Raw genomic sequence first — 23,676 nt, 5'->3', positions numbered from 1 at the left:
CGCGAGCAATCTTGCTGCACTGCACCGCAGCCAATTCACTCAGAGCGCAAAAAGTTAGCGCGGTAGTGCGCCAATTCGTCGATCGACTCGTGAACGTCCGCCAATGCTGTGTGCTTCTGCTGCTTCTTGAAGGCTGCGTAGACCTCGGGTCGCCAGCGCTTGGCGAGCTCCTTCAGCGTGCTGACGTCGATGCTGCGGTAGTGAAAGAACGCCTCCAGCTTGGGCATGTACTTCACCAGGAAGCGCCGGTCCTGCCCGATGGTGTTGCCGCACATGGGCGCAGAGTTCTTGGGAACATGGCGCGCCAGGAACGCCAGGATTTCCGCTTCGGCTTGGGCCTCAGTCGTCGTGGATGCACGCACCTTGTCGATCAAGCCGCTGCGACCATGCGTGCCCTTGTTCCACGCATCCATCTTGTCGAGCTGTTCGTCGGACTGGTGGATCACCAGGACAGGGCCTTCCAGCCGCGGCGAAAGGTCGGGCCCGGTCACGACGACGGCGATTTCAATCAGCCGCTCGACTTCAGGATCCAGGCCGGTCATCTCGCAGTCAAGCCAGACCAGGTTCTTGTCAGATTTGCCCAGAATGACGGGCTCGGGAGTGTTCACAGCGTCCATCCGACGATTGTCACCGATGGCCTACACTGCCCTTCAATGCCTGCCACCCCCCTCAATGGCCTGTCCCCTGCAGACCTGCTCACTGCCGTCTTCGCACTCGCGTTGGTACTCAGCCTCGCCGTCAAGTTCTGGCTCGCTAGTCGCCAGATCCGGCACGTGGCCCGGCATCGTGCGCACGTACCAGCTGCATTTGCGGGGACCATAGCGCTGGCATCGCATCAGAAGGCCGCCGACTACACCATCGCCCGTGCCCGGTTCGGCCTGCTGGAGACCGCAGTTGGCGCAGCCGTGCTACTGGGCTGGACCCTGCTGGGCGGACTGGATGCGTTGAACCAGAGCTTGCTGCAATGGTTGGGCGCGGGCATGGTGCAACAACTTGCGCTGCTCGCTGCATTCGTGGCCATCGGCGCTCTTCTGGAGCTTCCGGCGTCGCTCTACCAGACTTTCGTCATTGAGCAGCGCTTTGGATTCAACCAAACCACATGGCAACTCTGGGCGGCCGATTTGCTGAAGTCCACGCTGGTCGGCGCTGTGATCGGCCTGCCCATTGCCGCTTTGATCCTGTGGTTGATGGGCACGGCGGGCGTGCTGTGGTGGCTTTGGGCTTGGGCCGTCTGGATGGGCTTCAACCTGTTGCTGTTGATGGTCTACCCGAGCTTCATTGCACCGCTGTTCAACCAGTTCAAGCCTTTGGACGATGAAGTGTTGAAAGCCCGTGTGACGCAGCTCATGCAGCGTTGTGGCTTTGCCGCCAAGGGCCTGTTCGTGATGGACGGCAGCCGCCGCAGCGCCCACGCGAACGCGTACTTCACAGGCTTCGGCGCCGCCAAACGCGTCGTGTTCTACGACACCTTGCTCGCCCGGCTGTCCCCCGCACAGGTCGACGCGGTGCTGGCGCACGAACTGGGCCACTTCAAGCACCGGCACGTGCTGCAACGCATGGTGACCATGTTCGCGTTGAGCCTGGTCGGCTTCGCACTGCTGGGCTGGCTGTCCGGCCAAGCTTGGTTTTATACCGGCCTGGGTACCAGCCCGAACCTGGCAGTGCTCGAAAACGGTCGGCCTGCCCCCAACGACGCGTTGGCGCTGCTGCTGTTTTTGATGGCGGTGCCGGTCTTTAGCTTCTTTGTCGCGCCGTTGTCGGCTCAACTCTCACGCAAGCATGAGTTCCAGGCCGATGCATTCGCCGTTGGCCAAACCAGCGGCGCCGACCTGTCGGACGCGTTGCTAAAGCTGTACGAAGACAACGCCAGCACCTTGACGCCCGACCCGGTCTTCGTGAAGTTCTACTACTCGCACCCGCCTGCTTCCGAACGGCTGGCGCGCATGCAGCAGGCAGCGGCCTGACGGCAGCGCCCGAGAAAGCCTTGCCTAGCATGCTCAACATCAAAGATTGGTCGAAAACGACCCGGCACGCGCTGCGCGCCACCGACATCGTGACCCGGCTCGCGCAACGCGAAGGCTGGACGCTACGCGGCGATGGAGATGCCGTGGCCATCGTGAAGACCTACCACTTTGCCAATTTTTTCGAAACCATGGCGTTCGTGAATGCCGTGGCGTTCATCGCACATGGACTGGACCATCACCCGGAGCTGCTCGTGAAATTCAACTGCTGCGTGGTGGCGCTCAGTACCCACGACGCACGCGGCATCTCCGAGACCGACTTCGATTGCGCGGCCCGTTTTGACGCACTGCTGGCTGACGCATGAAAGCGACCCAGTCGTCCAAAGGCGCTCGCCCCGCCGCAAATGGTGAGCGTTCACCCGTGAGCGCCGCAGCCAACGGCCAGACGCCCGGCCTTGTCAACGCGAAAGCACACTGGTGACCGCGCCCATGGCGCTGCAGCCGGGCCTTGTGGTGGCTGCACATGGCCGTCACTGCCTCGTCGAATCCCCGGACGGCAGCCGACGCATCTGCCATCCCCGTGGCAAGAAGAGCCAGGCCGTGGTGGGCGACCGCGTGCGCTGGCTGGCGCCGCCGCCTGGCCAGGGGGACGGGGGCACGATCGAGGCGGTGGAACCTCGGCGCAATCTGCTGCACCGGCAAGACGAGGTGCGTACCAAGTCGTTTGCCGCCAACCTGGACCAGGTACTCGTTCTGGTGGCCGCCGAGCCCGAGATGTCGGAGAACCAGATCGCCCGCGTGCTGATCGCCGCCGAATCGGAACACATTGCACCGGTGATCGTGCTGAACAAGAGCGACCTGCAGGAACCCTTCGCACGCGCTTGGGACCGGCTGCTGCCCTACCGCGAGATGGGCTACACGGTGCTTGGCGCGAACCTGAGGCAAGACCACGCCGCAGCCCTGCTGCCGCTGCTTGAGCGCAAGGCGACGCTGGTCATGGGCCCATCTGGCGCGGGCAAGAGCACGTTGGTCAACAGCCTGGTGCCGGCCGCGTCGGCGTTGACACAGGAGATCTCGCACGCGTTGAAGTCAGGCAAGCACACCACCACGAGCACGACGTGGTATTGGGTCGACCCACATCGCCAAACCGCGTTGATCGACTCACCTGGATTTCAGGAGTTCGGCCTGCAGCAGATCGAGCCACGTCAGCTTGCATCGCTGATGCCGGACCTGCAGCGCCACACGGACGCTTGCCGCTTCTACAACTGCACGCACCTGCACGAACCCGGCTGTGGCGTGCTGGCGGCCGTCGGTGCTGGCGGCGATGGCGCCATCACGCTGCGTCGCCATGCGATTTACCGGGAACTGTTCGCCGAACTGAGCCAGCCGCCTCGCTACTAGGCGCGTGTCGTTAAGCCGGCTGCGAGCGGTGGTGTCAGCCCAGCAACCGCGCCAACGTGAGCAGCGCGAGCAGGCCCAGCCACATGACGACAGTGCGCCACACCAGTCCCACCACGCTGCGCAGATGACCCAATTCAGGCTCGCGGCCTGGGGTCGCCATGGAGTCGATTTGCTCGACGTCGCCTTCGAAGGCCTGCACAGCATTGGTCACCGGCTTGGACTTCAGAGCTTCCCCTCCCAGACGGACATTCACCGCCCCCGAGGTGGCCGCCAGGATCACGCCGTCGTTGTCATTGGGGAACTGCTGGGCATGGTGGCGCCAACTATCGATGGCGTCCTCGAAACTGCCGACGATGGCAAACCCCAGCGCGGTCGCACGCGCAGGCACCCAATCGATGGCGGTCCAGGCAGCGCCGGCCGCCTGCTTCAGGGCCATGCTCGGCGGCTGCTGGGCAAGATGGCGCTTGTGGCGCCAATAGCGCGCGGCGAACTCGCTTAAGCGATAGAACACTGCACCGGCAGGCCCGAACCCGAACGCAGCCAGCACAGAAAACCACGCAAGCACGCCGAACACATGGCGGTGTGCCGCCAGCACGGAATATTCGATCACATGCCGGACGATCTCGCTGCGCGGCAGCTCACTCGCATCGACGCGTTGCCAGGCGGCCAGGCAATCGCGCGCCTGCATCTCGTCACCAGCTTCCAAGGCATTGCGGATCTCAGTGAAATGGTGGCTGAACTGGCGAAAACCGAGTGTCAGGTACAGGACCCCCACACTCCACAGCACGGCCACCGGCCAACCCAACGCCCACACCAGCAGCCAGTGCACACCCACCGTCACTGCGGAAGGCAGCACAACGGCCAACACCCAGGTGACCCATCCATGGTGCGGCTTGCCTGCATCGAAGTTGTTGCTGGTCCAGCCCACCCAGGCGCGTAGCCACGAATGGATCGCGTTGTCGCGCCCCAAAGGCCGCACCTGTTCCAGCAGCAGCGCGCTGAAGATGGCGAAAAAAGTCATGGAAACCGATCATAGCGGCCGCATTTCGACCGCTCCGCCGGCGGCTTCACGCCACCAGGAACCGGTAAAAATTGCGCAACATGCCGGCAGTCGCCCCCCAGATGAAGCGCTCCGACCCGCCTTCACGAAACGGGATGGAAAACCACTCACGGCGCACGCCCTGCCACTCCAGCATGTGGCGATGGTGATGCGCTGGATCCATCAGAAACGACAACGGCACTTCAAAAGCATCGGCCACTTCGTGCCGATTGGGGATGAGGGCGAAGCCCGGCCGAACCAGCGCGACCACGGGCGTGACGACGAAGGCGGTGCCCGTCACATAGTTGGCCAGTTCGCCGATCACCTCCACGAACTCGGCCTCCAGCCCCACCTCTTCGTGCGCTTCACGCAGCGCTGCCGCGATGGCGCTGGCGTCATTGCCATCGATGCGGCCGCCCGGGAATGCCACCTGCCCCGAGTGGTTGGCCAGTTGCAGCGACCGCTCAGTCAGCAGCACGGTCGGCTGATCGCCATGCAGGACGATGGGAATCAGCACTGCGGCGCGCGCCAGGGGTCGGTCTGTGAAGCGCGGCTCCTGGCGCACCTCGGGCTCCCATACCGGCGGCGCGCGGAACCGCTGGCGCAACGCGTCCGCCGTCATGGCAGCCTGCACCACTGCGGGCAGGTGCGCATCCACGCCCAAAGAGGGCGCGTGGCGTGCATCGAAGTTCGGAACCTTGGTTAGCGGTGTGAGAGGCAGATCTGACACGGGCGGTCCATGCGAAAAGGGCAGTCCAAAAGAAAAAGCCGCCACAAGCAATCGCTGGTAGCGGCAGGTGCCTTGCGGCCGTCAGTCGAAATTTACTGAGCGGCGGGAGCAGCCTTGGGTGCAGAGCTCTTGGCGACCAGCTTTTCCTTGATACGGGCCGACTTGCCGCTGCGGTCGCGCAGGTAGTACAGCTTGGCGCGGCGCACATCGCCACGGCGCTTGACTTCGATACCTGCGATCAGCGGGCTGTAGGTCTGGAACGTACGCTCCACGCCTTCACCGCTGGAAATCTTGCGCACGGTGAAGGCGCTGTTCAGGCCGCGGTTGCGCTTGGCAATCACCACGCCTTCGTAAGCCTGGACGCGCTTGCGCGTGCCTTCGACCACCTTGACGCTGACGATCACGGTGTCGCCGGGTGCAAAAGCGGGAATGGTCTTCCCGAGGCGAGCAATCTCTTCTTGCTCCAGAGTCTGGATGAGGTTCATGGTTTCCTTGACCGATCTTGTCTACGCCAGGAGCCAAAGACGCCACGAGGGGTTTTGGCGAGTGCCTGCAGCAACATTGCGCAGGCGCCAGACAGAGGATCGAAAAGCCCGCGATTATAGCCCGGACAGAAGGTCAGGCGTCGCGCCCTTGCCGTAGGTCGCGCAAAGTGGCCTCATCCAGCGCATCGAGACGGCCCGCCGCTCTGGCGGAGGCAACGAGATCCGGGCGCTCGAGGGCCGTCAGCCGCAGCTGCGCGTCGCGCCTCCACCGCGCAATGCGTCCGTGATGACCCGAAAGCAGCACATCGGGTACTTGCACACCGCGCCAGTCTTCAGGGCGCGTGTAGTGCGGGCAGTCGAGCAGTCCATCAAGCGCGGGGTGAAAGCTGTCGAACTGGTGGCTTTCCTGGTCGTTCAGCACGCCGGGCTGCAAGCGCGCCACCGCATCCAACAACGCCAATGCCGCAATCTCACCGCCGGACAGCACGAAGTCGCCCAAGCTGATGCAGTGCGTCACGTAGTGGTCTACCAAGCGTTGATCGATGCCTTCATAACGCCCACACAGCAGAGTCGCCCCTTCGCTGGCCGACCAGCGTTCGACGGCATCGTGGCGCAAGGTCTCCCCCACGGGCGAGAACAACACCACGGGAGCGGGTTCGCCACGGTCAACGGCGATGGCGTCCAGGCAGCGTGCCAGCGGCTCGGCCATCATGACCATGCCCGGGCCCCCACCGAACGCGCGGTCGTCCACGCGCTTGTAGTTGCCCTCGGCCCAGTCGCGCGGGTTCCACAATCGCAATTGCACCTGGCCGGACTCGAACGCCCGCCGCGTCACCCCGTTCGAAAGAAAGGGCGCGAACAGCTCAGGGAACAGGGTGACGACGTCGAAGCGCATGGGCGGCAACGTCAGTAGTCCGGTTGCCAGTCCACGGTGATGCGCCGACCCTGCACGTCGACGTTGTCGACGAAGGCGGACACGAACGGAATCATGCGCTCGACCAGCTTGGCAGCCCCGTCGGCCGCACTCTCGCTGGCCTGGAGCACCAGGACTGTCTGCGGCCCGGTGGACAGCAGCTCGCGCACAGAGCCGAGCGCCACGCCCTCGCGGTTGACCACCGCCAGTCCGATCAAATCGACCCAGTAGTACTCGTCCGGATCGGCTGTGGGGAAGCTGGCCCGCGAGACGAATAGTCTCGAAGCCTTCAGCGCATCCGCGGTGCCCTTGTCGTCGATGCCATCGATCGACGCCACGACACTACCGGAGTGCTCACGCGCCTCGCGCACACGCAGCAGCAAAGTGCCGGTGAACGGCTGCGGCCCCTTGTCAGGCGGCTGCAGATACCAACGCTTGGATGAAAAAAGCGCCTCGGGCTGGGCGCTGTACGACTGGATCTTGAGCCAGCCTTTGACGCCCCAGGCACCAGCGATGCGCGCAACTTCGATCGCATCGGCCGGCAGGGGCGCCGGATCAAGTGCCTGCAGCATCAGCAGGCGCCCGCCATCAGGCTGCGGCAGCAGCGGGAGCGGCCTTGGCAGCGGCTTGCGCAATCAGACGCTCGACTGTCGGCGAAGCCTGTGCGCCCACGCCACGCCAGTAGCTCAGGCGATCCTGGGCAAGACGAATGCTTTCTTCGTTGGCCTTGGCAATCGGGTTGTAAAAGCCGATACGCTCGATGAAGCGGCCATCACGACGCGTGCGCTTATCGGCCACGACGATGTTGAAGAAGGGACGTGCTTTTGCACCGCCGCGAGAAAGCCGGATGACAACCATGATTTATCCTCTGGGGGTCGACCCTGGCAAAAAGTGCCTGGTTGGGTCGACGTGAACTTGGGTTCGATCTCGTTCAGCGTTGAGACACGCGCTGTGGCCACCCGGCCAGCACACGCTGAAAAGCCCATGATTATAGCTTTACCCAGTTCCATGGTCACCATTCGCCCCAGCATCGACGCCGACGTCACCGCCATCACGGCCATCTACGCCCACCACGTGCTCCACGGCACCGGCACCTTCGAGACCGAACCGCCCACCGTGGACGACATGGTCGGCCGCCGGGCGGATGTGCTGGGCAAAGGCCTGCCCTATCTGGTCGCAGAGCAGCAGGGGCGCGTGGTCGGCTTTGCCTATTGCAACTGGTTCAAGCCACGGCCCGCGTACCGGTTCTCGGCCGAAGACTCGATCTACCTGTCCGCTGACCATGCCGAGCGTGGCCTTGGCCGACTGCTCCTGGCAGAACTGGCCAACTGCGCCGAACGCCAGGGTGTGCGCAAGCTGATCGCCGTGATCGGTGATTCGGGCAACGCAGCCTCCATCGGCTTGCACCGCGCGCTCGGCTTCGGGCAGGTGGGGGTGCTCAAAGCTTGCGGGTGGAAGTTCGGGCGCTGGCTGGACGTCGTGCTGATGGAGAAATCGCTCGGTGCCGGCGACGCCTTGCCTCCCGTGCAAGAGGCGCGCTGACCGCGATGCACAAGGATAAGAACAAGACCGCTGCCACCTGGCTGGCGTTGCTGGGCGGGCCACTGGGGCTCCACCGCTTTTATCTGCATGGCTGGGGCGACGCCTGGGGGTGGCTCTACCCCCTGCCCACCGCGCTGGGGCTCTACGGCATCGAGCGGGTGCAGCAGTTCGGGCTCGATGACCAATTGAGTTGGGTGCTGATCCCGCTGCTGGGCGGCAGCATCGCCGCCAGCGCACTAACTGCGATCGTCTACGGTTTGCGACCCTCGGAACGCTGGAATGCAGCCCTGACGCCACCGGCCGCAGTGGATGCGAGCGCTGGCCGCACCAACTGGCTCACGATCGGCGCGGTGGTGGCAGCCCTGCTGATCGGCACCTCGGTGCTGCTGGCCAGCCTGGCGTTCAGCTTTCAACGCTATTTCGAATACCAGATCGAGGAAGCGCGCAAGATCTCGCAGTGATCTGAACGCCTTCAGACTGATTCGGTAGGCGAGTGCGGCGACGACCGCACTGCCCGGAATGGTCAGGATCCACGCACAGAGGATGTTGCCCGCCACGGCCTGTCGCACAGCACCGGCACACCGCCGCCCCCGACCGGCCTGCGTTTGGGGATCTCCTGGCCCACCGTCTCGACGATGCGCTATCCGCCGAACATCGTGCCGAGCGCAACGGCGACCCAACAGCTGACGAGGGGCAGGCCGACGGCAGTGCGCCACTGGCAAAGGCATAGCCCGTGGCGATCAACAGCAGCCAGATGATGTCGATGCGACACTATCGGCCCAATGCCCTGCCGAATTAACACCGATGTTCAACCGTATCCTCGTGGTATGCACAGGTAACATTTGCCGCAGCCCGCTTGCAGAGGCCTTGCTGCGGCGGCAGCTGGCGGCTGATGGGCGGGGCCATGTCGCCCAGGTCAGGTCCGCCGGCACGCGTGTCCAGGCCGGACAAGCAGTCGATGAAACGGTGCTCTATCTGACCCGCCGAGAGGCCGACCTGACACACTGCCTGCAGGCGCATCGCGCCCGTCCACTCGACAGTACGCTGACGTGGTGGGCCGATCTGATTCTGATCATGGAGCCGCACCACGGCCAGCGTGTGACGAAGCTCGATCCTTCTGCCGGAACCAAGGTGCAGCTGCTCGGCCACTGGATCGGCCGCCCGATTGCAGACCCGTACCTCAAGCACGAGGGCGTCTACCGCGAGACCCAGGATCTGATCGCAGAGGCCGTGTTGTCATGGCGCAACAAAATTAGCCCGCCGGCGCTAGCCAAAACCGACCCGTAGGAGCGGGCCCGCGCGACGCGGAGTCCTGGTCCCACAACGCTTGTTACAAGTCTGCCCAGAGCAGAAACCGGTTTGCAATGAGTAGCGGCTAACATCTGCTGCGTCCTATGACAAGAGTGAAATTAACTACAAAACCGACAACAAGCACGCGCGATGACGTTTATTGCTGGTCGCTCCTCGCGTGCAGTTGTATGGTGACGTGGCCACGCGGCAGCCTTGCCGCAATGCCTGACAGGACGCCTGCCGACCCGGACGGGAAGGGACTTCATGTCAAATTTCAGCGATCTTCTTGAAGACGACCGCCAGCGCTTGTTTGGCGTGATGGCCGAAGCCGGTGCGATTCGTACCCACCGCAGCCTGTTTGAATGGCTGACAGGCGAGGCAATGCAAGGCGTGCTCCCCCATCGCGCGCTGATCGCTGCTTGGGGCGATTTGCACGGAGGCGCGATCCGCTATGACGTCGTTTCCTCCGTGGAGTGCGTGCGCACGGCATCCGCCGACCCAGGCGCCGTGACGACACGCATGCGTCAGCTGTTCGCCCGTTGGTCTGCAGCAACGTCCCAGGTCTGCGTGCTTCATTTCGACATGCTCAACGGTGTTGTTCCCGCGTTGCACGCCCAGGCCGGGTTCGTGCTGGTCCACACACTGCGGGATCTGCGCACCAGCCAGTACTGCTGCTATGCCTTGTTGTGCGATGCCGGAACAGACGAGCAAGCAGCCATCAAGGCACTGGGCACTCTTCTGCCCTACATCGACACGGCGTTTGGTCAAGTGCACCCGCTGCCCCTCTCTGCCCTTTCGTCCGACATCACCTCGCATCCCCGCGCGTTGGCGAGCCGGCAGATGAGCACGGCAGACCAGAACGCCGGGGCCGGTATGCTCAATGCGAGCATGTCGGATCGTGAGCTTGAGATCATGCGGTGGGTGGAAATGGGCAAGACCAACCAAGAAATCGGGACAATCCTCGACATCAGCGCGTTCACGGTCAAAAACCACTTGCAGCGCATCTTCAAGAAGCTAGACGTCTACAGCAGAGCCCAGGCTGTATCCCGAATCAAGGACAGCATGTTTTATGGATAGTGTTCCGCTTCCGTTGCACGAACCGAAATCAACCGACGAATCAAGCCCCGGTAAGTTGGGCAGAGACCATCCACTGCGACTGACGGAGTCGCTGATCGACCCGGGCATGCTGGTGCTGTCGCTGTGGGGCGTCGGCCTGTTTTTCGAAGGTGTTTTGCCGCCGTCGTATCTGATCCTGTCGGTCATCGTGTTTGCGATGACCTTCCCTGGCACGACACAACTCAACTCGCCCATGCGCAAGCTCGTGGCGCAGACGGTCATCAACTGGGTGGCGATCGCCGCGCTGCTGCTGATCATTGGCTTCGCCACGGGCTACATCCGCGAGTTCGCGCCGAACGCACTGCTGGCCTGGATCTGGATTGCCCCGGTCTCTCAGATCGTGGCGCACCGGTCGTTGAAGCTGGCTGCCCCGCTGGCCCTGAGCTTGCGAGGTCCTCCGCAGCGCGCCGTCATCGTGGGCATGAACACGCAGGGGTTGGCGCTTGCACGCCGCATCCGCGACACACCGTACGCCAGCATCGAGGTGGCCGGCTTCTTCGACGACCGGGAACTGCATCGGCTGGACGCACCGATTGGCTACAGCCTGCTGGACCGCCTTGCCGGCCTGCCGGCGTATGTGAAGCAAAACGGCGTTCAGATCATCTACCTGTCGCTGCCGATGGCCTCGCAGCCGCGCATTTTGCAGATCCTCGACGCGCTGAAGGACACGACAGCGTCGATCTACTTCGTGCCTGACATGTTCGTGACCGATCTGATCCAGGGACGCACCGATTCTGTCTGCGGCATGCCGGTGATCTCCGTGTGCGAGACGCCGTTCCGCGGCACCAGCGGCGTGGTCAAGCGGCTGTGGGACATCCTCTTGGCGCTGGTCATCCTGACGCTCGTCTCGCCCATCATGCTGGCGGTAGCCCTGGGCATCAAACTCGGCTCGCCCGGGCCGGTGATCTTTCGCCAACGCCGCTACGGGCTCGATGGCAAGGAAATCGTGGTCTACAAGTTCCGCTCCATGACGGTGACCGAGGATGGAGAGAAGAGCTATACGCAGGTCACGCGCAACGATGTCCGCGTCACGCGACTGGGGGCATTCATCCGCAAGACCTCCCTCGATGAACTGCCGCAGTTCTTCAACGTCCTGCAAGGCCGGATGAGCGTGGTGGGCCCGCGCCCGCATGCCATCGCGGTGAACGAGCAATACCGCAAGCTGATTTCCGGCTACATGATTCGCCACAAGGTCAAGCCCGGCATCACGGGCTGGGCGCAAGTGAACGGCTACCGCGGAGGCGATGACCTGGACTCGATGCGCCACCGCATCGAGTACGACCTTGACTACCTGCGCAACTGGACTTTGCGTCTTGATCTCTACATCATTTTGAAGACCGTTCGTGTCGTCTTCAAGGACAGCAGGGCCTTTTGATGGCGTCGCGGCGATCAGCACCCACCGGACATTGCCGCAAGCCCAAGCAGCGTCTACCACGGCGCCCTACTCTCCTGGCGACGCCCGCCCGTCTGGGCATCAGGACAACACACCGTCAACGCAACCAGATCCTAGGCGCGCTTGCCGTATGCTCAGGCAAGAACGACATGGCCACCAACTTCCAACCGCTCTCCCCGCGAACGCAGCACCTCGGCAGCGCGACGGACTTCGCGGACGATTTTTTCGAGGCTGTGTGCGCGGATCGCTTCTTCAAGCAGTTCACGCGCGCCGAATGCAACGAGCTGTGCATCTACCTGGATTGCTATGGCGTGCCAAGCCGTGCGTGGCTCCTGCGCGAGGGCGACGCAGGCAACTTCATGCTGATCGTGTTGACGGGTACCGTGGACATCATCAAGTCCGCTGGTACGGTGGACGAGATTGCACTGGCGACGCTCGGCCCGGGCGCGCTGGTCGGTGAGCTGTCTCTGGTCGACGGGGACCGCCGCTACGCCAGCTGCGTGGCGCGCACACCGGCCGACTTCGCCGTGCTGACACGCGATTCGCTGGACGACCTGCTGATGGACAACCCCAGATTGGGCAACAAGCTGCTGCTGCTGCTCTTGCGAGCCAACACCGCACATTGGCGCGACAGCGCCAGCCAAGTGCCAATCAGCAATTTCGGGCCGCTCGTCTAAACGCATGAAGCGCCTTTGCCTGTCCTTGACGGCCACGGTCGCCACCGTGTTGCTGCCCATGACCGCCGCGCGCGCTGAAGTCGACGACACGTTGAAGGTCCTTGCCCGCTACGAGTTGTTCCGCGACAGCAACCTGTTTCGCCTGCCCGACGGCAACAGCGCGTCGTATCAGGGGAGCAGCTCCCGCTCCGAGCTGATCGGCATCGGCACGCTGGGGCTGCTGCTCGACAAGTCCTACTCGCTGCAGCGCTTTCGGGTCAACACCTCGCTGGTCAACTACCGCTACCAGACCTTCGACTACCTGAGCTTCACAGCGTTGAACTACGACGCGTCCTGGGCCTGGGCGTTCACGCCGCGTGTGCGCGGCACTCTGGTGGCTACCCGGCGTGAGGTGTCCAACAGCTTCTCCGACGTGCTGAACACCACCCAGCGCAACATCCGGACAGACGACTCGCTGCGTTTCGACGGCGAAGCCGATCTCGGCGCCGCCGTCCGCCTGCTGGGTGGTCTGGACCAGTTCCGCGTGTCGAACGAGGAGCCCTTGCTGCAGGACCGGGACAGCCGAACGCAGGGCGTGTTTGCCGGTGTGCGCTACGTCTACCCCTCGGGCAACAACGTGGCGTACCGGCTGCGCCGCGGCCAGGGCCGCTACGTCAGCGCGGCACCAGGCGCCGGCACCGGCCTGGTGTCAGGTGGCGACTTTGTGCAGACAGAGCACGAACTCAGCGCATCGTGGGCCGTGAGCGGCAAGACCAGCCTGAGCGCGCGTTTGGCCTACCTGGAACGCAAGGAATCCGACCCGGCGCGAGGCGGCTTCTCCGAGCCTATCGGAGAGTTGCGCATGCGCTGGAACCCCACGGCCAAGCTCGGGCTGGAGGCCACCGTCGCGCGCGAAGTCAGGTCCTACCAGACCGACTACAGCAAGTACTGGGTGGGCCGCCGCTACATTCTCACGCCGGTCTGGCGCGCCACAGCCCACACCAGCCTGCGCCTGCGGTTCAGCCAATTCGAGCAGAGCTATGACGGCAGCCGCGTGCTCAGCCTTTTTCCCATTGAGCGGCACGACACATCGCGCGCGGCGTCCGTCGGACTGAACTGGCAGCCGCGCGACAGCATGATGCTCAGCGTCTGGCTCCAAACCGAAACGCGCTCCTCCAGCTACTCGAACTTCCAATACAAGAACAACAGCGCGAGCCTTGCGGCGCAAGTCAGCTTCTGAAGCGCCCCCACCCTCCATCTGGATGACCATGACACTCACCTACCCCCGCGCCAAGCGATTCCAGCCCGGCCAGCATTTGCTGCGCGCCGTGATCGCGTTCCTGCTGTCCTGCCTGGCCCTGCTCCCCTTTGCGGCGCAAGCACAGGCGCAAAGCAATGCGGACTACCGCCTCACCGCTGGCGACTCCATCCGTGTGCAGGTGTTCCAAAGCCCTGACCTCACGGTCGAGGCACGCATCGCCGAGAGCGGCACCATTTCCTACCCGTTGATCGGCACCGTGGAATTGGGCGGGCTGACCGTCAGCGCTGCCGAGAAGAAGATTGCCGACGCCCTGCGGACCGGCGGATTCCTGGTGCGGCCCCAGGTCAACATCGTGCTGGTGCAGATTCGCGGCAGCCAGGTCTCGGTTCTGGGGCAGGTCAACCGGCCCGGCCGCTTCCCGCTGGACACCGCCAGCATGCGCGTGACCGATCTGTTGGCCATGGCAGGCGGCACGACGGCGGTTGGTGAGGACCAGGTCGTGCTGACAGGTGTGCGCGATGGCCGTCCATTCCGCCGCCTGATCGACATTCCAGCTCTTTTCCAGCCGAATGCAGGTGACGGCAACCTTGTCGTCGCCGGTGGCGACACGATCTTCGTGCCCCGTGCGCCGGTGTTCTACATCTACGGGGAAGCGCAGCGGCCCGGCTCTTACCGCATCGAACGCGGCATGACGGTGATGCAGGCCCTGGCCGCGGGCGGGGGGCCTACGAATCGCGGCAGCGAGACGCGCCTGCGCCTGCACCGCACGACCGCCTCCGGAACCGTCGAGCAGACGACGCCGACGTTCGCCGATGTGCTGCAGCCCAACGACGTGCTCTACGTGCGGGAAAGCTTGTTCTGACGCCTGCTAGCGGCGTGGGAGATCGCGCGCGGAGCGCGCGCACTCACAGTCGCTTCTCGTACACGCGAACGTGGTCGATCGAGAATTTCGCCGGGAAGCTGGCGTCATCGATCCCGTGGCGCCCGGCCCATGAGCCGCCGATGGCAAAACTGAGCAACACGTGGCCGGGGGGCGCCTCCCGGCCATCACGGTGCCGCCAGACATACGCCTCGCACATGATGCGAACGCCATCGACGAAATAGCAGACTTTGTCGTTCGTCCACTCAGCACCGGTTTCAATCCAGCGATCGCGCAAGCTGTACGGCGTCACGTAATTGCGCCAGCGACGGTTGAACAAGGGGTCTGATTCCAAAATCTGCTTGGGCGTGGAACTGGTCACAGCGCCGACGTGCAGCATGTTCTCGCGATCTTCTTTCTCATTGAGCGGGGAATCGAAGATGTCGATCTCGGGCGGCCATGAAAGCTTGCCGGTGACTTCATGCGGTCCGGGGTTGATCCAAAACGCCGGCCAGGTGCCGCGCACTTTCGGCAACCGCACGCGCGCCGTGATGTATAGCGACCGGGTCTCGTCGGGCTTGAAGGTTTGTTTGCTTCGGATGACGGCAGACTCGTAGGGCGTCTCGGCTGCGGTGCCGGTCTTGGTCGCCACCAATGCAAGCGCCCCGTCGCCAACTTCGTGCAGTCGGCGGCCTTCTCGGTTGATGTCCACGTAACGTTGACGCTCGTCATTCAACCGGTCAAGCGTCCCGCGCTTGTCGGCCTGGCAGACTGGATCGGGAATCTGCGGCGCAGAGCCACCGGCATAGATGTACCGCGTACACCACAGCTGCCGGTTCAACGCATCGCCCTCGAACTCATCGGCAAACACCAGGCTGTACCCCGCAGGATGATGGTCCTGCGGCACCTGTGCACTGACGACACCCACCGATACCAGCATGGAAAGACAAACCGTCATGCGGCATCGGATCATGAACACTCCTAGGAAAAACAGGTTACTGGAGCGGCGACGCTATGGCCGCCTGCGGGCGCAGGCCCGGCAGCGTGCGCAACCACCGCGCAACGTTCTTGTGATACCTGTCGAATAGAAAATAGAACGGCATCGCCACCACATTACATCCCAAGATCAGCAAAAGCCCCTCACTGACGCTGAAGTCATATCCGGTGTAGGTGATATACAAGGTGAGGACGGCGTTGTGGGTCAAATACAATGCATACGATTGCTTAGCGAGCCAACGAATAAATATGGAAAAGACTGGCACTTTGTCGATATTCAGTCGCCCTGTCAGCCAAATCAACCCCATCAAGAATCCGGCGAGAAACATCACGGTCTGAAACTCATAAAAATTGAGCTGACGACTCAGCCCCCGCAGCACGATCAACGCCAGGCAGAGCAACGTCCAGCCCACCACCAACACCAGTGCCGCCCGGTCGGAGATGGCAAGGTGGCGTTGGAGTGTCCTGTCCGCTGACACCGCCCACGGCCCCAGGCACCCCAATGCCCAGACCAGCGCCAGACATTGGCCATAACCCGTCGCGGTGTGGTAGAGCACCGCCGGCAGGGCGACGGCCATCAGGGCCAGCGACCAGCCCGAGGGGCGCCCCTGGCGCATGAAGACGAAGAAAAACAGAAATCCGAAGACGACGTAGAGCCAAAACTCGATGGGCAATGTCCAGTACGGCTCGGCTGCGGCATAGGGACGAATGAAAAACGCAGAATCAATACCGAGCCGCCTCAGGATCTGGAACAGTGGGTAATCCTCCAGCATCATCAGGTTTCCAATGAACTGGACGGGGCCCACCGCATTGCCTGCGGGGTATTGCGGCATTCGAATCGTGATTTCAGCAACGAAGGCGGAAAAGATCAACGCCGGTATCAGGCATACCCACAGCCGCGCCGACCTGTCGAGCATGTAATCCTTGAAGCAATACCCGGAATTTCTGCGCCGCCACGTCGTGGCGAATATGAGAAAACCGGACAACATGAAGAATACGGTGACCCGCAGTCCGCCAAGGCCCATGCCACTCTTGCTATGTATGAGTCCCAGGAAGTGATTCAGCACGATGAACTGCGCCATGCACACACGCACGATATCGAGCAGCAATTCCTGGCTTTTCGACATTCGAAAATCCGGATCGCTTGGCTTGTCTAGTTGATTCATCGCTCATCTCCATCGAGTCAGTGCCGGCGCCGGCCCCACATGCAGAGTTGCGTCCAATGCGCCCTGAGGCATCGATACGCCATGTACAAGAAGCGTGCCAGTGCGAGAGTCGTGGACGTCCGGCACAGGTCCAATTCCGGCGTGCCGGATCGCACGCACTCAGCCCTTGATGACCTTGAGCCGCGTCATCCATCGCCGCAGCGACTGAGGCCGTGTCGCAGGCGCAAATCGCCACAGCACCAGCTTGCGCCCAAGCGAGTCAGGCAACACGCCGACCGCCCACGCCCACAGCAACATCGCCCAACGCGCCTTGGTGCTGAGGCCCTGTGGGGCGGCGAATGCAGCGGTCACATCCTTCAGTACGCGCCATGTCGAATCGCCGGGTAACGGGTGCGCTTCGGGCGCCAATTTCAGCGAACCGAGCCGGTAGCCGAGGTAAGTGAGACTGCGGTCGACGGCGTTGGCGTCAAGCTGCACGCCCACGCCGGCGGCAACCCCCATGGCGTAGGCTTGCCGTTGCCGCGCGCGCGTCATCTGCCGCGCAAACTGCCGTGCGTCCAGCGTCGACAACGCGCCCTGGTTCTTGCCATGCACGCGGTACGCACACAGCGGCTTGGGAATCGTCAGCACGTCACCCAGGTAAGGGGCCGCCGCCAGGCAATACGAGTCGTTGGCCGTGCCACAGGTGTCGTACAGCGGAAAGATCTTGTCCAGGAACCAGCGCGAGTACGCATTGCCTGAGCCCGGTGGCGTCGGGTAAGCCGTGGTTTGCGTGCTCCAGGCCCGGATGTCCTGGGCACTCGGCACGACGTGGTACTGCGGAAAGTAAGAGCCGGTCGGCGCACCTTGCGCGTCGATGGTGCGCATCTGCACCTGCACTTTGCTCACCCTCGGCGTCCACACGGCCATCAGCTCCTTGGCCAATGAGGGGTGCAGCAGATCGTCCGAATCCAGAAAGATGACGATCTCGCCGCGCGACATTGCAAAACCCTTGTTGCAGCCCACCAACTGCCCTGAGTTCTCCTGCAGGATCGTCTTGATGCGTGAGCCGTAGCGGGCGATCACCTCGCGTGAGTTGTCGGTGGAGCCATCGTCGATGACGATCACCTCCACGTTGGGCCAGTCCAGCGCCAATGCGCTGTCGATGGCGGGGCCGACGTAATCCTGGTAGTTGTAGTTCGGGATGACGACGGAGATCAAGGTCTCGTTCATGGCTTGCCTTCTCGGCGCGTCTCGGTGGACGCAGGTACGGGGTCGCCATCGACGCTGCGTCCGCGCAGCGCCGCAATGCGGCGGCGAATCGGCTGCACGATGGCCGCGCGCTCGAACCGCAACAGGATTAGCTTGCTGGCCAGCCAACGCGGGCTCAGCAACAGCGCCGTCATCCAGCCGACATGCGCCAGCTTCAGGCGCCATGGCAGTGGTCGTCGTGACAGCACGGCAATGCCAGCGCGCCACAGGCTTGCGGCACTGTCCGAGGCATCACCTTCGTACGGTTCAGCCAGCTTCTTCAGCATCAGCCGGTAGTTGACAGATGGCAGGTCATGGTCGATGAGCGGACCTGCCGGCAACTGGGCTCCACAGGCCTGCGCATGCTGCGCCAGGACGCGCAACTCGCCAGCGCGGATCTGGACCTGCTTGGCAAAGCGCGGGCCGAGCGAGCGCGAACTGGTGCCGTGGTAGTTCTGGTTCGCGTCGTGCAGCCGGTAGCGGCCCAGTGGCTGCGGCACCACATGCACCTCGCCATACAGCGGCGCGACGGTGTTGAGCACGCCGTCGGGGGCGACCTTGACCGTCAGGGGCATGACGCGCTGCAGAAACCAGCGCGCATAGGCGTTGCCCGTCAGCACCGGCCACACATAGGTGCCGAAGCGCGCGAACTCATCGCGGATCTCGGCCGCCCCGTAGGGCTCGACATAGTTGCAAAAGCGCCGGCCCAACAGTTCGCCTGCGCCGTTGATGACCTCCAGCTCGAACTGCACCTTGGCGCACGTCGGCGTCCAGGCCCGCAGCACGGCCTCGATGGCGCCCGGCTCCAGCACATCGTCTGCGTCCAGGAACATGACGATGTCGCCCGTGCTCGCCGCGTAGCCTCGGTTGGTGGCCGCGATCTGCCCGGCATTGGCCTGGTCCAGCACCGTGATCTGGTCGCCGAAGCCCCGCAAGACCTCGGCCGAACCGTCGGTCGACCCGTCGTTCACGACGACGATTTCCGCTGGCGGCGCGGTCTGTGCCAAGGCACTGCCGACCGAGAGCGCGATGTAGCGCTCGTAGTTGTAGCAGGTGATGACGACGCTCACCCGGGGCGCGTGGACCTCAAGCACGTAGCTCTCCTGCGGCGCGGGTGCCTGGCGGCCCCGCAACCGAATCGCGGGGCCGACGCACCCGCGCGGCACCCGGGGGTTCGCCGAACGGCCGCGGCGGCCAGATGGCACACAACATGAAAATCGCCAGCAAGGCATCCGGCCCCAGCAGATGGCCGCCAAGCAGGTACCAGTAGACGGCCAGCGCCACGCGCATGCGCAGCGGTATCAAAGGTTTGCTGAACACGTGAAGCATCAGCGCCGTGAACGCCATGGCCCCGAGCAGGCCGTATTCGAACGCCATCTTTCCGAATGTGGTTTCGCACGAGCCGGAGAGTTTTTGAGTCGTTCCCGGCCCATGCCCCACGAGCGTCACCCAGGTGTTGGAATCGATCTGGTTGGCGATCAACACCGCCGGGGCGATGAACCGGCAGTACGCGCTGCTGCGGTCCGAGCCGAATTCATGGACACGGCCGACCGTGTAGTTCAGGTTCAGCACATCGCCCAGCAGCAAGTAGGCCAGCATGCCCACCAGCGCCAGCACCGCCACCCGGGCAAACGTGTTCCAGCCGAACGGCACCAGCACCGCCACCATCAACACCAGCAAGCCCGACCCGGAATACGACACGGCCAAACCCAGCCCCAGCAGCGCCAACAACCACTTCCTGCGCTGCAGACTCCATTCACAGATCAGCGCGAACGCCATGTAGAACGAGAAGCCGGAAGCCTCGCGCAGAAAGAAGCCGTTGGACTTGAATGCGGAGCCGACGGCGTTAGAGGTGTTGTAGTTGCCCGAGCCGCGGATGATCTCCGGAATCATTTCCCGGAAGTCGATCAGCCAGGGCGCGCGGAACACGAATTGCGCGAAGTACTGCAGGATGCCGAACACCGCGCAGACCGCGAACACGTTGATCCACCAGCGCATCACCCAGTGCCACATGGCCGTGGACTGGGGCGTGGGCCGCAGGCACATCGCAAACGGCGCGTACAACACGCACAGCAGCAGCCACGATGGGATCGACGCAGCTTCGCGCAGATCGAACATCAGGTTGACGACGAGGCTGACGCTGGCGATCGTCACGATCGCCACATACAACAAGGCGCCCCCGACATTGACGTACGCCATGCGCGTCCACAGCATCGCGCCCACGAGCGCATAAGAGCCGACCAGGCCGGGGCTGATGGAATAGCTCGAACTGATCCGCAGGCCGAACCGGTCGAACAACGTCAACGCGAGCAGAGCCCCCAGCAACGCGAACTTCAGCGCAGTCGGCGGCGTCTCGGCGACGACGTTCCGCTCGCCATCGGCCGCGCCGTGCGTCGGTCGATTCGGTGCACCGGCCACAGGGGCTGCCCTGGATGGCCAGGTTCGCGCGACGGTCACCGCATCACTCCACAGCGCCTTGGCCGCGACCTTGCGCCGTCGGGTCGAACGCCCGCATGGCCTCAAGGTACAGCGACCGGGTCGATTCCCCGATCGGCGCCCAGGAGTCCGCCACGGTCTGGGGCTCGCGCCGGGGTCGCTCCACGACTGCAGAGTGCAACGCGGCTGCGAGAGCGTCCACGTCTTCGCTCGGGACGAGTGCGCCGTGCACGCCGTGCTCGATGTCCTCCGCAAAAATGCCGACGCGGCTCGCAATCAGCCATTTGCCCAAGGACTTCACGAGGAAGTAGACCCCGCTGGCATCGATCTGGCGGTAAGGAAAAACGAAAGCATCGGTCTGCGCGAACAACAGCGCCATTTCTTCTTCGGACTGCCGCTGCGGCCGCAGGTCGAACTGCGCCTGCAATCCCAACTCGTCAATGCGGGCCAGCAGCGGCGCGATGTCCATGCGAGGTCGGCCGGCCACAACCACCCGCATCTGCAGGCGCACCGCTAGCGGCAAACGCGCAACCGCCTCGATCAGCAGGTCCAACCCCTTGTAGGGCTTGATCTCGCCGAACAGCAGGAAGGTCCATGTCCCGTCCGCGCCCGGGGGTTGGGCCGGCTCGGGCATCGGGACGGCCAGGCTCAGCGGTCCGTGCGGGATGACGGCGATCTTGCCGGCCGGCACACCACGGTCGATCAACGCCTGGCGCCCGGAGCGCGTGTGCACGATCAAGCGGTGCGCGCAACGCATCGGTCCGTCATGGCCCAGGCGCTGCAGCCAGGACATCTTCTGGCCGTTGAAAGGCACCGTGTCGTGCACCGTCAGCACCAGCGGGCGCCAGCGGCGGATCACCGCCATGGCCAGCACATCCAGCAGCGGCACCACGATCCACTGAAAGTGCACCACATCAGGCCGGCGCTGCCACACGCGGCGCATCAGGGTAACCAGGCCAGCAAGGTGCGCGATGCCCTTGGCAACCGACTTGAGCCGGCCGGGCAACCAGCCGGCGTCATCGACGCGTCGGTAGAAAAAAGGATCGGTCCGCTCGATCGGTAGTTCCTGGCGGTCGCCTTGCCGGGTGGGCCGCGTGGCCCACATGACATCGACACCCGCGCTCACCAAGCCGGCGGTCAACGCCGCGTCGTAAGGGGCAGTGAACAGGGAGGGATCGATGAGCAATGCCGTCAATGGCGTGTGCTGTGGCATGGCCTACCCCCCACGACCGGCGCCCAGCGCCACCGCGCCTTCGGCATCCCAGGGTGTCTCGCGGATCGAGACCCAGCCCACGAGAAAACCCCAAGCCCAGGCCAAATGCATCACCGCGGCCGCCGGCCCCGCCAACAGGCCGCATAGCGACCGCCGCTGCCAGGCGATCTGGCACGAGGCGAGCGCCAGAACGGCCAGGTACATCACGGGCCACGCCAACAACCCCGCCGACGCAAAGGCCAGCGCAAGCACCACCGACAGCACCGACAGCACGAGGTGAACCGGCAACGCCAGCTGGCGCAATCGCATCGAGCCGGGATGACGTCGTACCGTGCGGGAGCGCCCTCGCCCGTAGTTGAAATACTGGCGCGCCAGGCCGCTCGCCGTCGCCCTGGGCTGGTAGGCCAGGCGGATCTCGGCGTCCAGATAGACCTGGCTGCCGAGGCGGCGCTGGCGGCAATCGAGCTCGGCGTCCTCGTTGTGCGTGAAGCTCTCGTCGTAGCCACCGGCGCGCCGAAACGACGCCATGCGGAACGCCGCATGGTGGCCATGGTCGACGAAGCCGCTGCGGCGCCCGCCGCGATGCGCAGACCCACCGGAGCCGACCACCGAATCTGACACCCAGGCCACCGCGCGCTGGAAGCACGTGTCGCCGGAAGAATCCATCGGCACCACCACGGCGTCTGCACCCGTACTGTCCAGCGTCGCCAACAGCTTGCGCACAAAGCCGGGCGGGTAGCTCGCATGCGCGTCGCAGCGAACCAGCACCTGCAAGCCTTGGCCGAACTGCTGCACCGCCAGATTCACCGCAGCGCTCTGGATGCGCTTGGGGTTGGCAAGCACGCGCAACCACGGGCGAGTGGCCTGCATCTTCTCGACGATCGACACCGTGGCGTCGGTGCTGCCGCCATCGGCGACCACGAACACCACCGGCAACTGCGTCGGCAGGTCCACGGCCAGGGAATCGATGACGGCGGCGATGCCGTGCGCCTCGTTCAGCGTCGGAATCACCAGCAGCACGCCACCGGCACCCGCGCCGGCCGCCTCAATGCTCATTGATGATCACCCCGGCGAACCGCGCGTGGGTCTTGTTGATCTGTTGGACCAGGCTCTGGATGCCGTCCATGCGCGTGGCGTCGCGCCGGCCGATCACCAACGCCGCACCACACTTGGACGCGAGCACCCGTGCATCGGCGCCGTGGCTGGCCGCGGGCGTGTCGACGATCACGTAGTCGAACTTGCTGCAGATCTCCTGCATCAGCAGCGTGAACGTCGGCCGCTGGACCAGTTCCAGCGGATTCGGCGGCACGGTGCCGACAGGCAGCAGGAACAACCCAGGCAAAGCCGCGACTTCATGGATCACATCGGCTTCGGCACGCCCCGCCAAGATGCTGCTGAGCCCGGCAGTGGCCTTGACGCCAAACAGCTCGTGCTGCCGCGGTGTGCGCATGTCGGCATCCACCAGCAGCGTGCGCCCGCCCATCTGGCTGAACGCAATCGCAATGTTGGCGGTGAAAAAGCTCTTGCCGTCTCCCACGTTGGGGCTCAGCACCGCCAGCGCCCGCCGTGGCTGATCTGCAGCGAAGACGCCCATGAGCAACTGGCTACGCACGTCGCGAAACAGCTCGGACTCATCGCTGAACGGGTCGATCGCGGTGATCAACTCTTCATTGAGCGCCGGCAAATCACCCGCCGTCGCGTAAGGGTAGTGGAATTGCTGCGACAACGCCCACAGAACATCGTCCCGCGAAGCCAGCTTCAGCGCCACAGCCGCCTCGCCAAACGGCAGGCGGTGTTCGCGCTGGTACTGCACGATCTGCTCGATCTGTGCCGATGTCAGGCCGCGCGCCTGACGAATCAAATCACCGATGGAGCGGCCGACGACCGTCGCATGGGCATCAGCGCCAGGCAATCCCCCAGGCGCTGCCAACGTGGGCTCACCCAGCACATTCAAGGAGCGCGACCCGGGTTGCGGAAGATTCATGCGGT

26 protein-coding genes and 1 pseudogene are annotated in these 23,676 nt (G+C 64.0%); 11 read left to right on the top strand and 16 right to left on the bottom strand.

The features are described from left to right. Positions 1-35 precede the first annotated feature (35 nt). Positions 36-617 (bottom strand): oligoribonuclease, encoded by a 582-nt coding sequence (orn, locus tag AC099J_RS18260; RefSeq protein WP_479616704.1) that lies wholly within the window; start codon positions 615-617, stop codon positions 36-38. Positions 618-653: 36 nt separating this feature from the next. On the opposite strand from orn, the gene AC099J_RS18255 reads away from it, so the two are divergent. The 3 genes from AC099J_RS18255 to rsgA all read left to right on the top strand — a co-directional run bounded on the left by AC099J_RS18255 (position 654) and on the right by rsgA (position 3,362). Next, the gene (locus AC099J_RS18255; protein ID WP_479616703.1) at positions 654-1,964 is read left to right on the top strand and encodes a M48 family metallopeptidase; all 1,311 of its coding nucleotides are present in this window, start codon (positions 654-656) and stop codon (positions 1,962-1,964) included. Between the two features lie 29 nt (positions 1,965-1,993). Beyond that, the gene (locus tag AC099J_RS18250; RefSeq protein ID WP_479616702.1) at positions 1,994-2,326 is read left to right on the top strand and encodes a 4a-hydroxytetrahydrobiopterin dehydratase; all 333 of its coding nucleotides are present in this window, start codon (positions 1,994-1,996) and stop codon (positions 2,324-2,326) included. A gap of 124 nt (positions 2,327-2,450) precedes the next feature. Continuing rightward, positions 2,451-3,362 carry a ribosome small subunit-dependent GTPase A gene (gene rsgA / locus AC099J_RS18245; protein ID WP_479616843.1) on the top strand — a complete coding sequence of 304 codons (912 nt, stop codon included), beginning with the start codon at positions 2,451-2,453 and terminating at the stop codon, positions 3,360-3,362. A gap of 34 nt (positions 3,363-3,396) precedes the next feature. Here rsgA and AC099J_RS18240 read toward each other — a convergent pair whose 3' ends face one another. From AC099J_RS18240 to rpsP, 6 genes are all read right to left on the bottom strand, one after another. Further along, a complete protein-coding gene (locus tag AC099J_RS18240) occupies positions 3,397-4,383 on the bottom strand; it encodes a CobD/CbiB family protein (protein WP_479616701.1) in 987 nt (328 codons plus the stop codon). Between the two features lie 46 nt (positions 4,384-4,429). Next, positions 4,430-5,023, bottom strand: a complete 594-nt coding sequence (locus AC099J_RS18235; protein WP_479616700.1) for a CoA pyrophosphatase — start codon at positions 5,021-5,023, stop codon at positions 4,430-4,432. 200 nt (positions 5,024-5,223) lie between these two features. After that, positions 5,224-5,616, bottom strand: a complete 393-nt coding sequence (gene rplS, locus AC099J_RS18230) for a 50S ribosomal protein L19 (protein ID WP_479616699.1) — start codon at positions 5,614-5,616, stop codon at positions 5,224-5,226. Between the two features lie 133 nt (positions 5,617-5,749). After that, a complete protein-coding gene (trmD, locus tag AC099J_RS18225; RefSeq protein WP_479616698.1) occupies positions 5,750-6,511 on the bottom strand; it encodes a tRNA (guanosine(37)-N1)-methyltransferase TrmD in 762 nt (253 codons plus the stop codon). 11 nt (positions 6,512-6,522) lie between these two features. After that, positions 6,523-7,101, bottom strand: coding sequence for a ribosome maturation factor RimM (rimM, locus tag AC099J_RS18220; RefSeq protein ID WP_479616697.1), 579 nt, complete (start codon positions 7,099-7,101; stop codon positions 6,523-6,525). Positions 7,102-7,117: 16 nt separating this feature from the next. Continuing rightward, positions 7,118-7,387, bottom strand: coding sequence for a 30S ribosomal protein S16 (gene rpsP / locus AC099J_RS18215; protein WP_479616696.1), 270 nt, complete (start codon positions 7,385-7,387; stop codon positions 7,118-7,120). Positions 7,388-7,537: 150 nt separating this feature from the next. Between rpsP and AC099J_RS18210 the strand changes: the two genes are divergently transcribed. Further along, entirely contained in the window at positions 7,538-8,071 is a 534-nt protein-coding gene (locus AC099J_RS18210) for an N-acetyltransferase family protein (protein WP_479616695.1), read from the top strand. Between the two features lie 5 nt (positions 8,072-8,076). Beyond that, the gene (locus AC099J_RS18205) at positions 8,077-8,532 is read left to right on the top strand and encodes an NINE protein (protein ID WP_479616694.1); all 456 of its coding nucleotides are present in this window, start codon (positions 8,077-8,079) and stop codon (positions 8,530-8,532) included. Positions 8,533-8,535: 3 nt separating this feature from the next. Here AC099J_RS18205 and AC099J_RS18200 read toward each other — a convergent pair. After that, a pseudogene (locus AC099J_RS18200) lies at positions 8,536-8,836 on the bottom strand (inorganic phosphate transporter); the annotation flags it as partial. A 39-nt stretch (positions 8,837-8,875) separates the two neighbouring features. On the opposite strand from AC099J_RS18200, the gene AC099J_RS18195 reads away from it, so the two are divergent. The 6 genes from AC099J_RS18195 (at position 8,876) to epsE (ending at position 14,649) form a co-directional block, all read left to right on the top strand. Further along, the gene (locus AC099J_RS18195; RefSeq protein WP_479616693.1) at positions 8,876-9,358 is read left to right on the top strand and encodes an arsenate reductase/protein-tyrosine-phosphatase family protein; all 483 of its coding nucleotides are present in this window, start codon (positions 8,876-8,878) and stop codon (positions 9,356-9,358) included. Positions 9,359-9,625: 267 nt separating this feature from the next. Beyond that, complete coding sequence (gene epsA / locus AC099J_RS18190) at positions 9,626-10,438, top strand: XrtB/PEP-CTERM-associated transcriptional regulator EpsA (protein WP_479616692.1); 813 nt, start codon at positions 9,626-9,628, stop codon at positions 10,436-10,438. 55 nt (positions 10,439-10,493) lie between these two features. Further along, complete coding sequence (locus tag AC099J_RS18185) at positions 10,494-11,852, top strand: undecaprenyl-phosphate glucose phosphotransferase (protein WP_479616691.1); 1,359 nt, start codon at positions 10,494-10,496, stop codon at positions 11,850-11,852. A gap of 167 nt (positions 11,853-12,019) precedes the next feature. Beyond that, positions 12,020-12,547 carry a cyclic nucleotide-binding domain-containing protein gene (locus AC099J_RS18180; protein ID WP_479616690.1) on the top strand — a complete coding sequence of 176 codons (528 nt, stop codon included), beginning with the start codon at positions 12,020-12,022 and terminating at the stop codon, positions 12,545-12,547. 4 nt (positions 12,548-12,551) lie between these two features. Continuing rightward, positions 12,552-13,766: an XrtB/PEP-CTERM-associated polysaccharide biosynthesis outer membrane protein EpsL gene (gene epsL, locus AC099J_RS18175; protein WP_479616689.1), complete on the top strand. Its 1,215-nt coding sequence runs from the start codon at positions 12,552-12,554 to the stop codon at positions 13,764-13,766. Positions 13,767-13,794: 28 nt separating this feature from the next. After that, positions 13,795-14,649: a polysaccharide export protein EpsE gene (epsE, locus tag AC099J_RS18170; protein ID WP_479616688.1), complete on the top strand. Its 855-nt coding sequence runs from the start codon at positions 13,795-13,797 to the stop codon at positions 14,647-14,649. Positions 14,650-14,692: 43 nt separating this feature from the next. Here epsE and AC099J_RS18165 read toward each other — a convergent pair whose 3' ends face one another. The 8 genes from AC099J_RS18165 to AC099J_RS18130 form a co-directional block, all read right to left on the bottom strand. After that, the gene (locus tag AC099J_RS18165; protein WP_479616687.1) at positions 14,693-15,619 is read right to left on the bottom strand and encodes a glycoside hydrolase family 16 protein; all 927 of its coding nucleotides are present in this window, start codon (positions 15,617-15,619) and stop codon (positions 14,693-14,695) included. A gap of 22 nt (positions 15,620-15,641) precedes the next feature. Beyond that, the gene (locus AC099J_RS18160) at positions 15,642-16,808 is read right to left on the bottom strand and encodes an acyltransferase family protein (RefSeq protein WP_479616686.1); all 1,167 of its coding nucleotides are present in this window, start codon (positions 16,806-16,808) and stop codon (positions 15,642-15,644) included. A 159-nt stretch (positions 16,809-16,967) separates the two neighbouring features. Continuing rightward, complete coding sequence (locus AC099J_RS18155) at positions 16,968-18,020, bottom strand: glycosyltransferase family 2 protein (RefSeq protein ID WP_479616685.1); 1,053 nt, start codon at positions 18,018-18,020, stop codon at positions 16,968-16,970. Beyond that, positions 18,017-19,132, bottom strand: coding sequence for a glycosyltransferase family 2 protein (locus AC099J_RS18150; RefSeq protein ID WP_479616684.1), 1,116 nt, complete (start codon positions 19,130-19,132; stop codon positions 18,017-18,019). Before AC099J_RS18150 ends, AC099J_RS18155 begins: the two co-directional genes overlap by 4 nt. Then, the gene (locus tag AC099J_RS18145) at positions 19,125-20,456 is read right to left on the bottom strand and encodes a hypothetical protein (protein WP_479616683.1); all 1,332 of its coding nucleotides are present in this window, start codon (positions 20,454-20,456) and stop codon (positions 19,125-19,127) included. The genes AC099J_RS18150 and AC099J_RS18145 overlap by 8 nt, the downstream gene beginning before the upstream one ends. 43 nt (positions 20,457-20,499) lie before the next feature. Further along, positions 20,500-21,669: a glycosyltransferase gene (locus AC099J_RS18140; RefSeq protein WP_479616682.1), complete on the bottom strand. Its 1,170-nt coding sequence runs from the start codon at positions 21,667-21,669 to the stop codon at positions 20,500-20,502. Positions 21,670-21,690: 21 nt separating this feature from the next. Beyond that, positions 21,691-22,743: a glycosyltransferase family 2 protein gene (locus AC099J_RS18135; protein WP_479616681.1), complete on the bottom strand. Its 1,053-nt coding sequence runs from the start codon at positions 22,741-22,743 to the stop codon at positions 21,691-21,693. Further along, complete coding sequence (locus AC099J_RS18130) at positions 22,733-23,671, bottom strand: polysaccharide biosynthesis tyrosine autokinase (protein ID WP_479616680.1); 939 nt, start codon at positions 23,669-23,671, stop codon at positions 22,733-22,735. The genes AC099J_RS18135 and AC099J_RS18130 overlap by 11 nt, the downstream gene beginning before the upstream one ends. Positions 23,672-23,676 lie beyond the last annotated feature (5 nt).

Source organism: Rhodoferax sp. RT4P68, from assembly GCF_056521305.1.
This window is presented reverse-complemented; position numbering and strand designations above follow the sequence as displayed.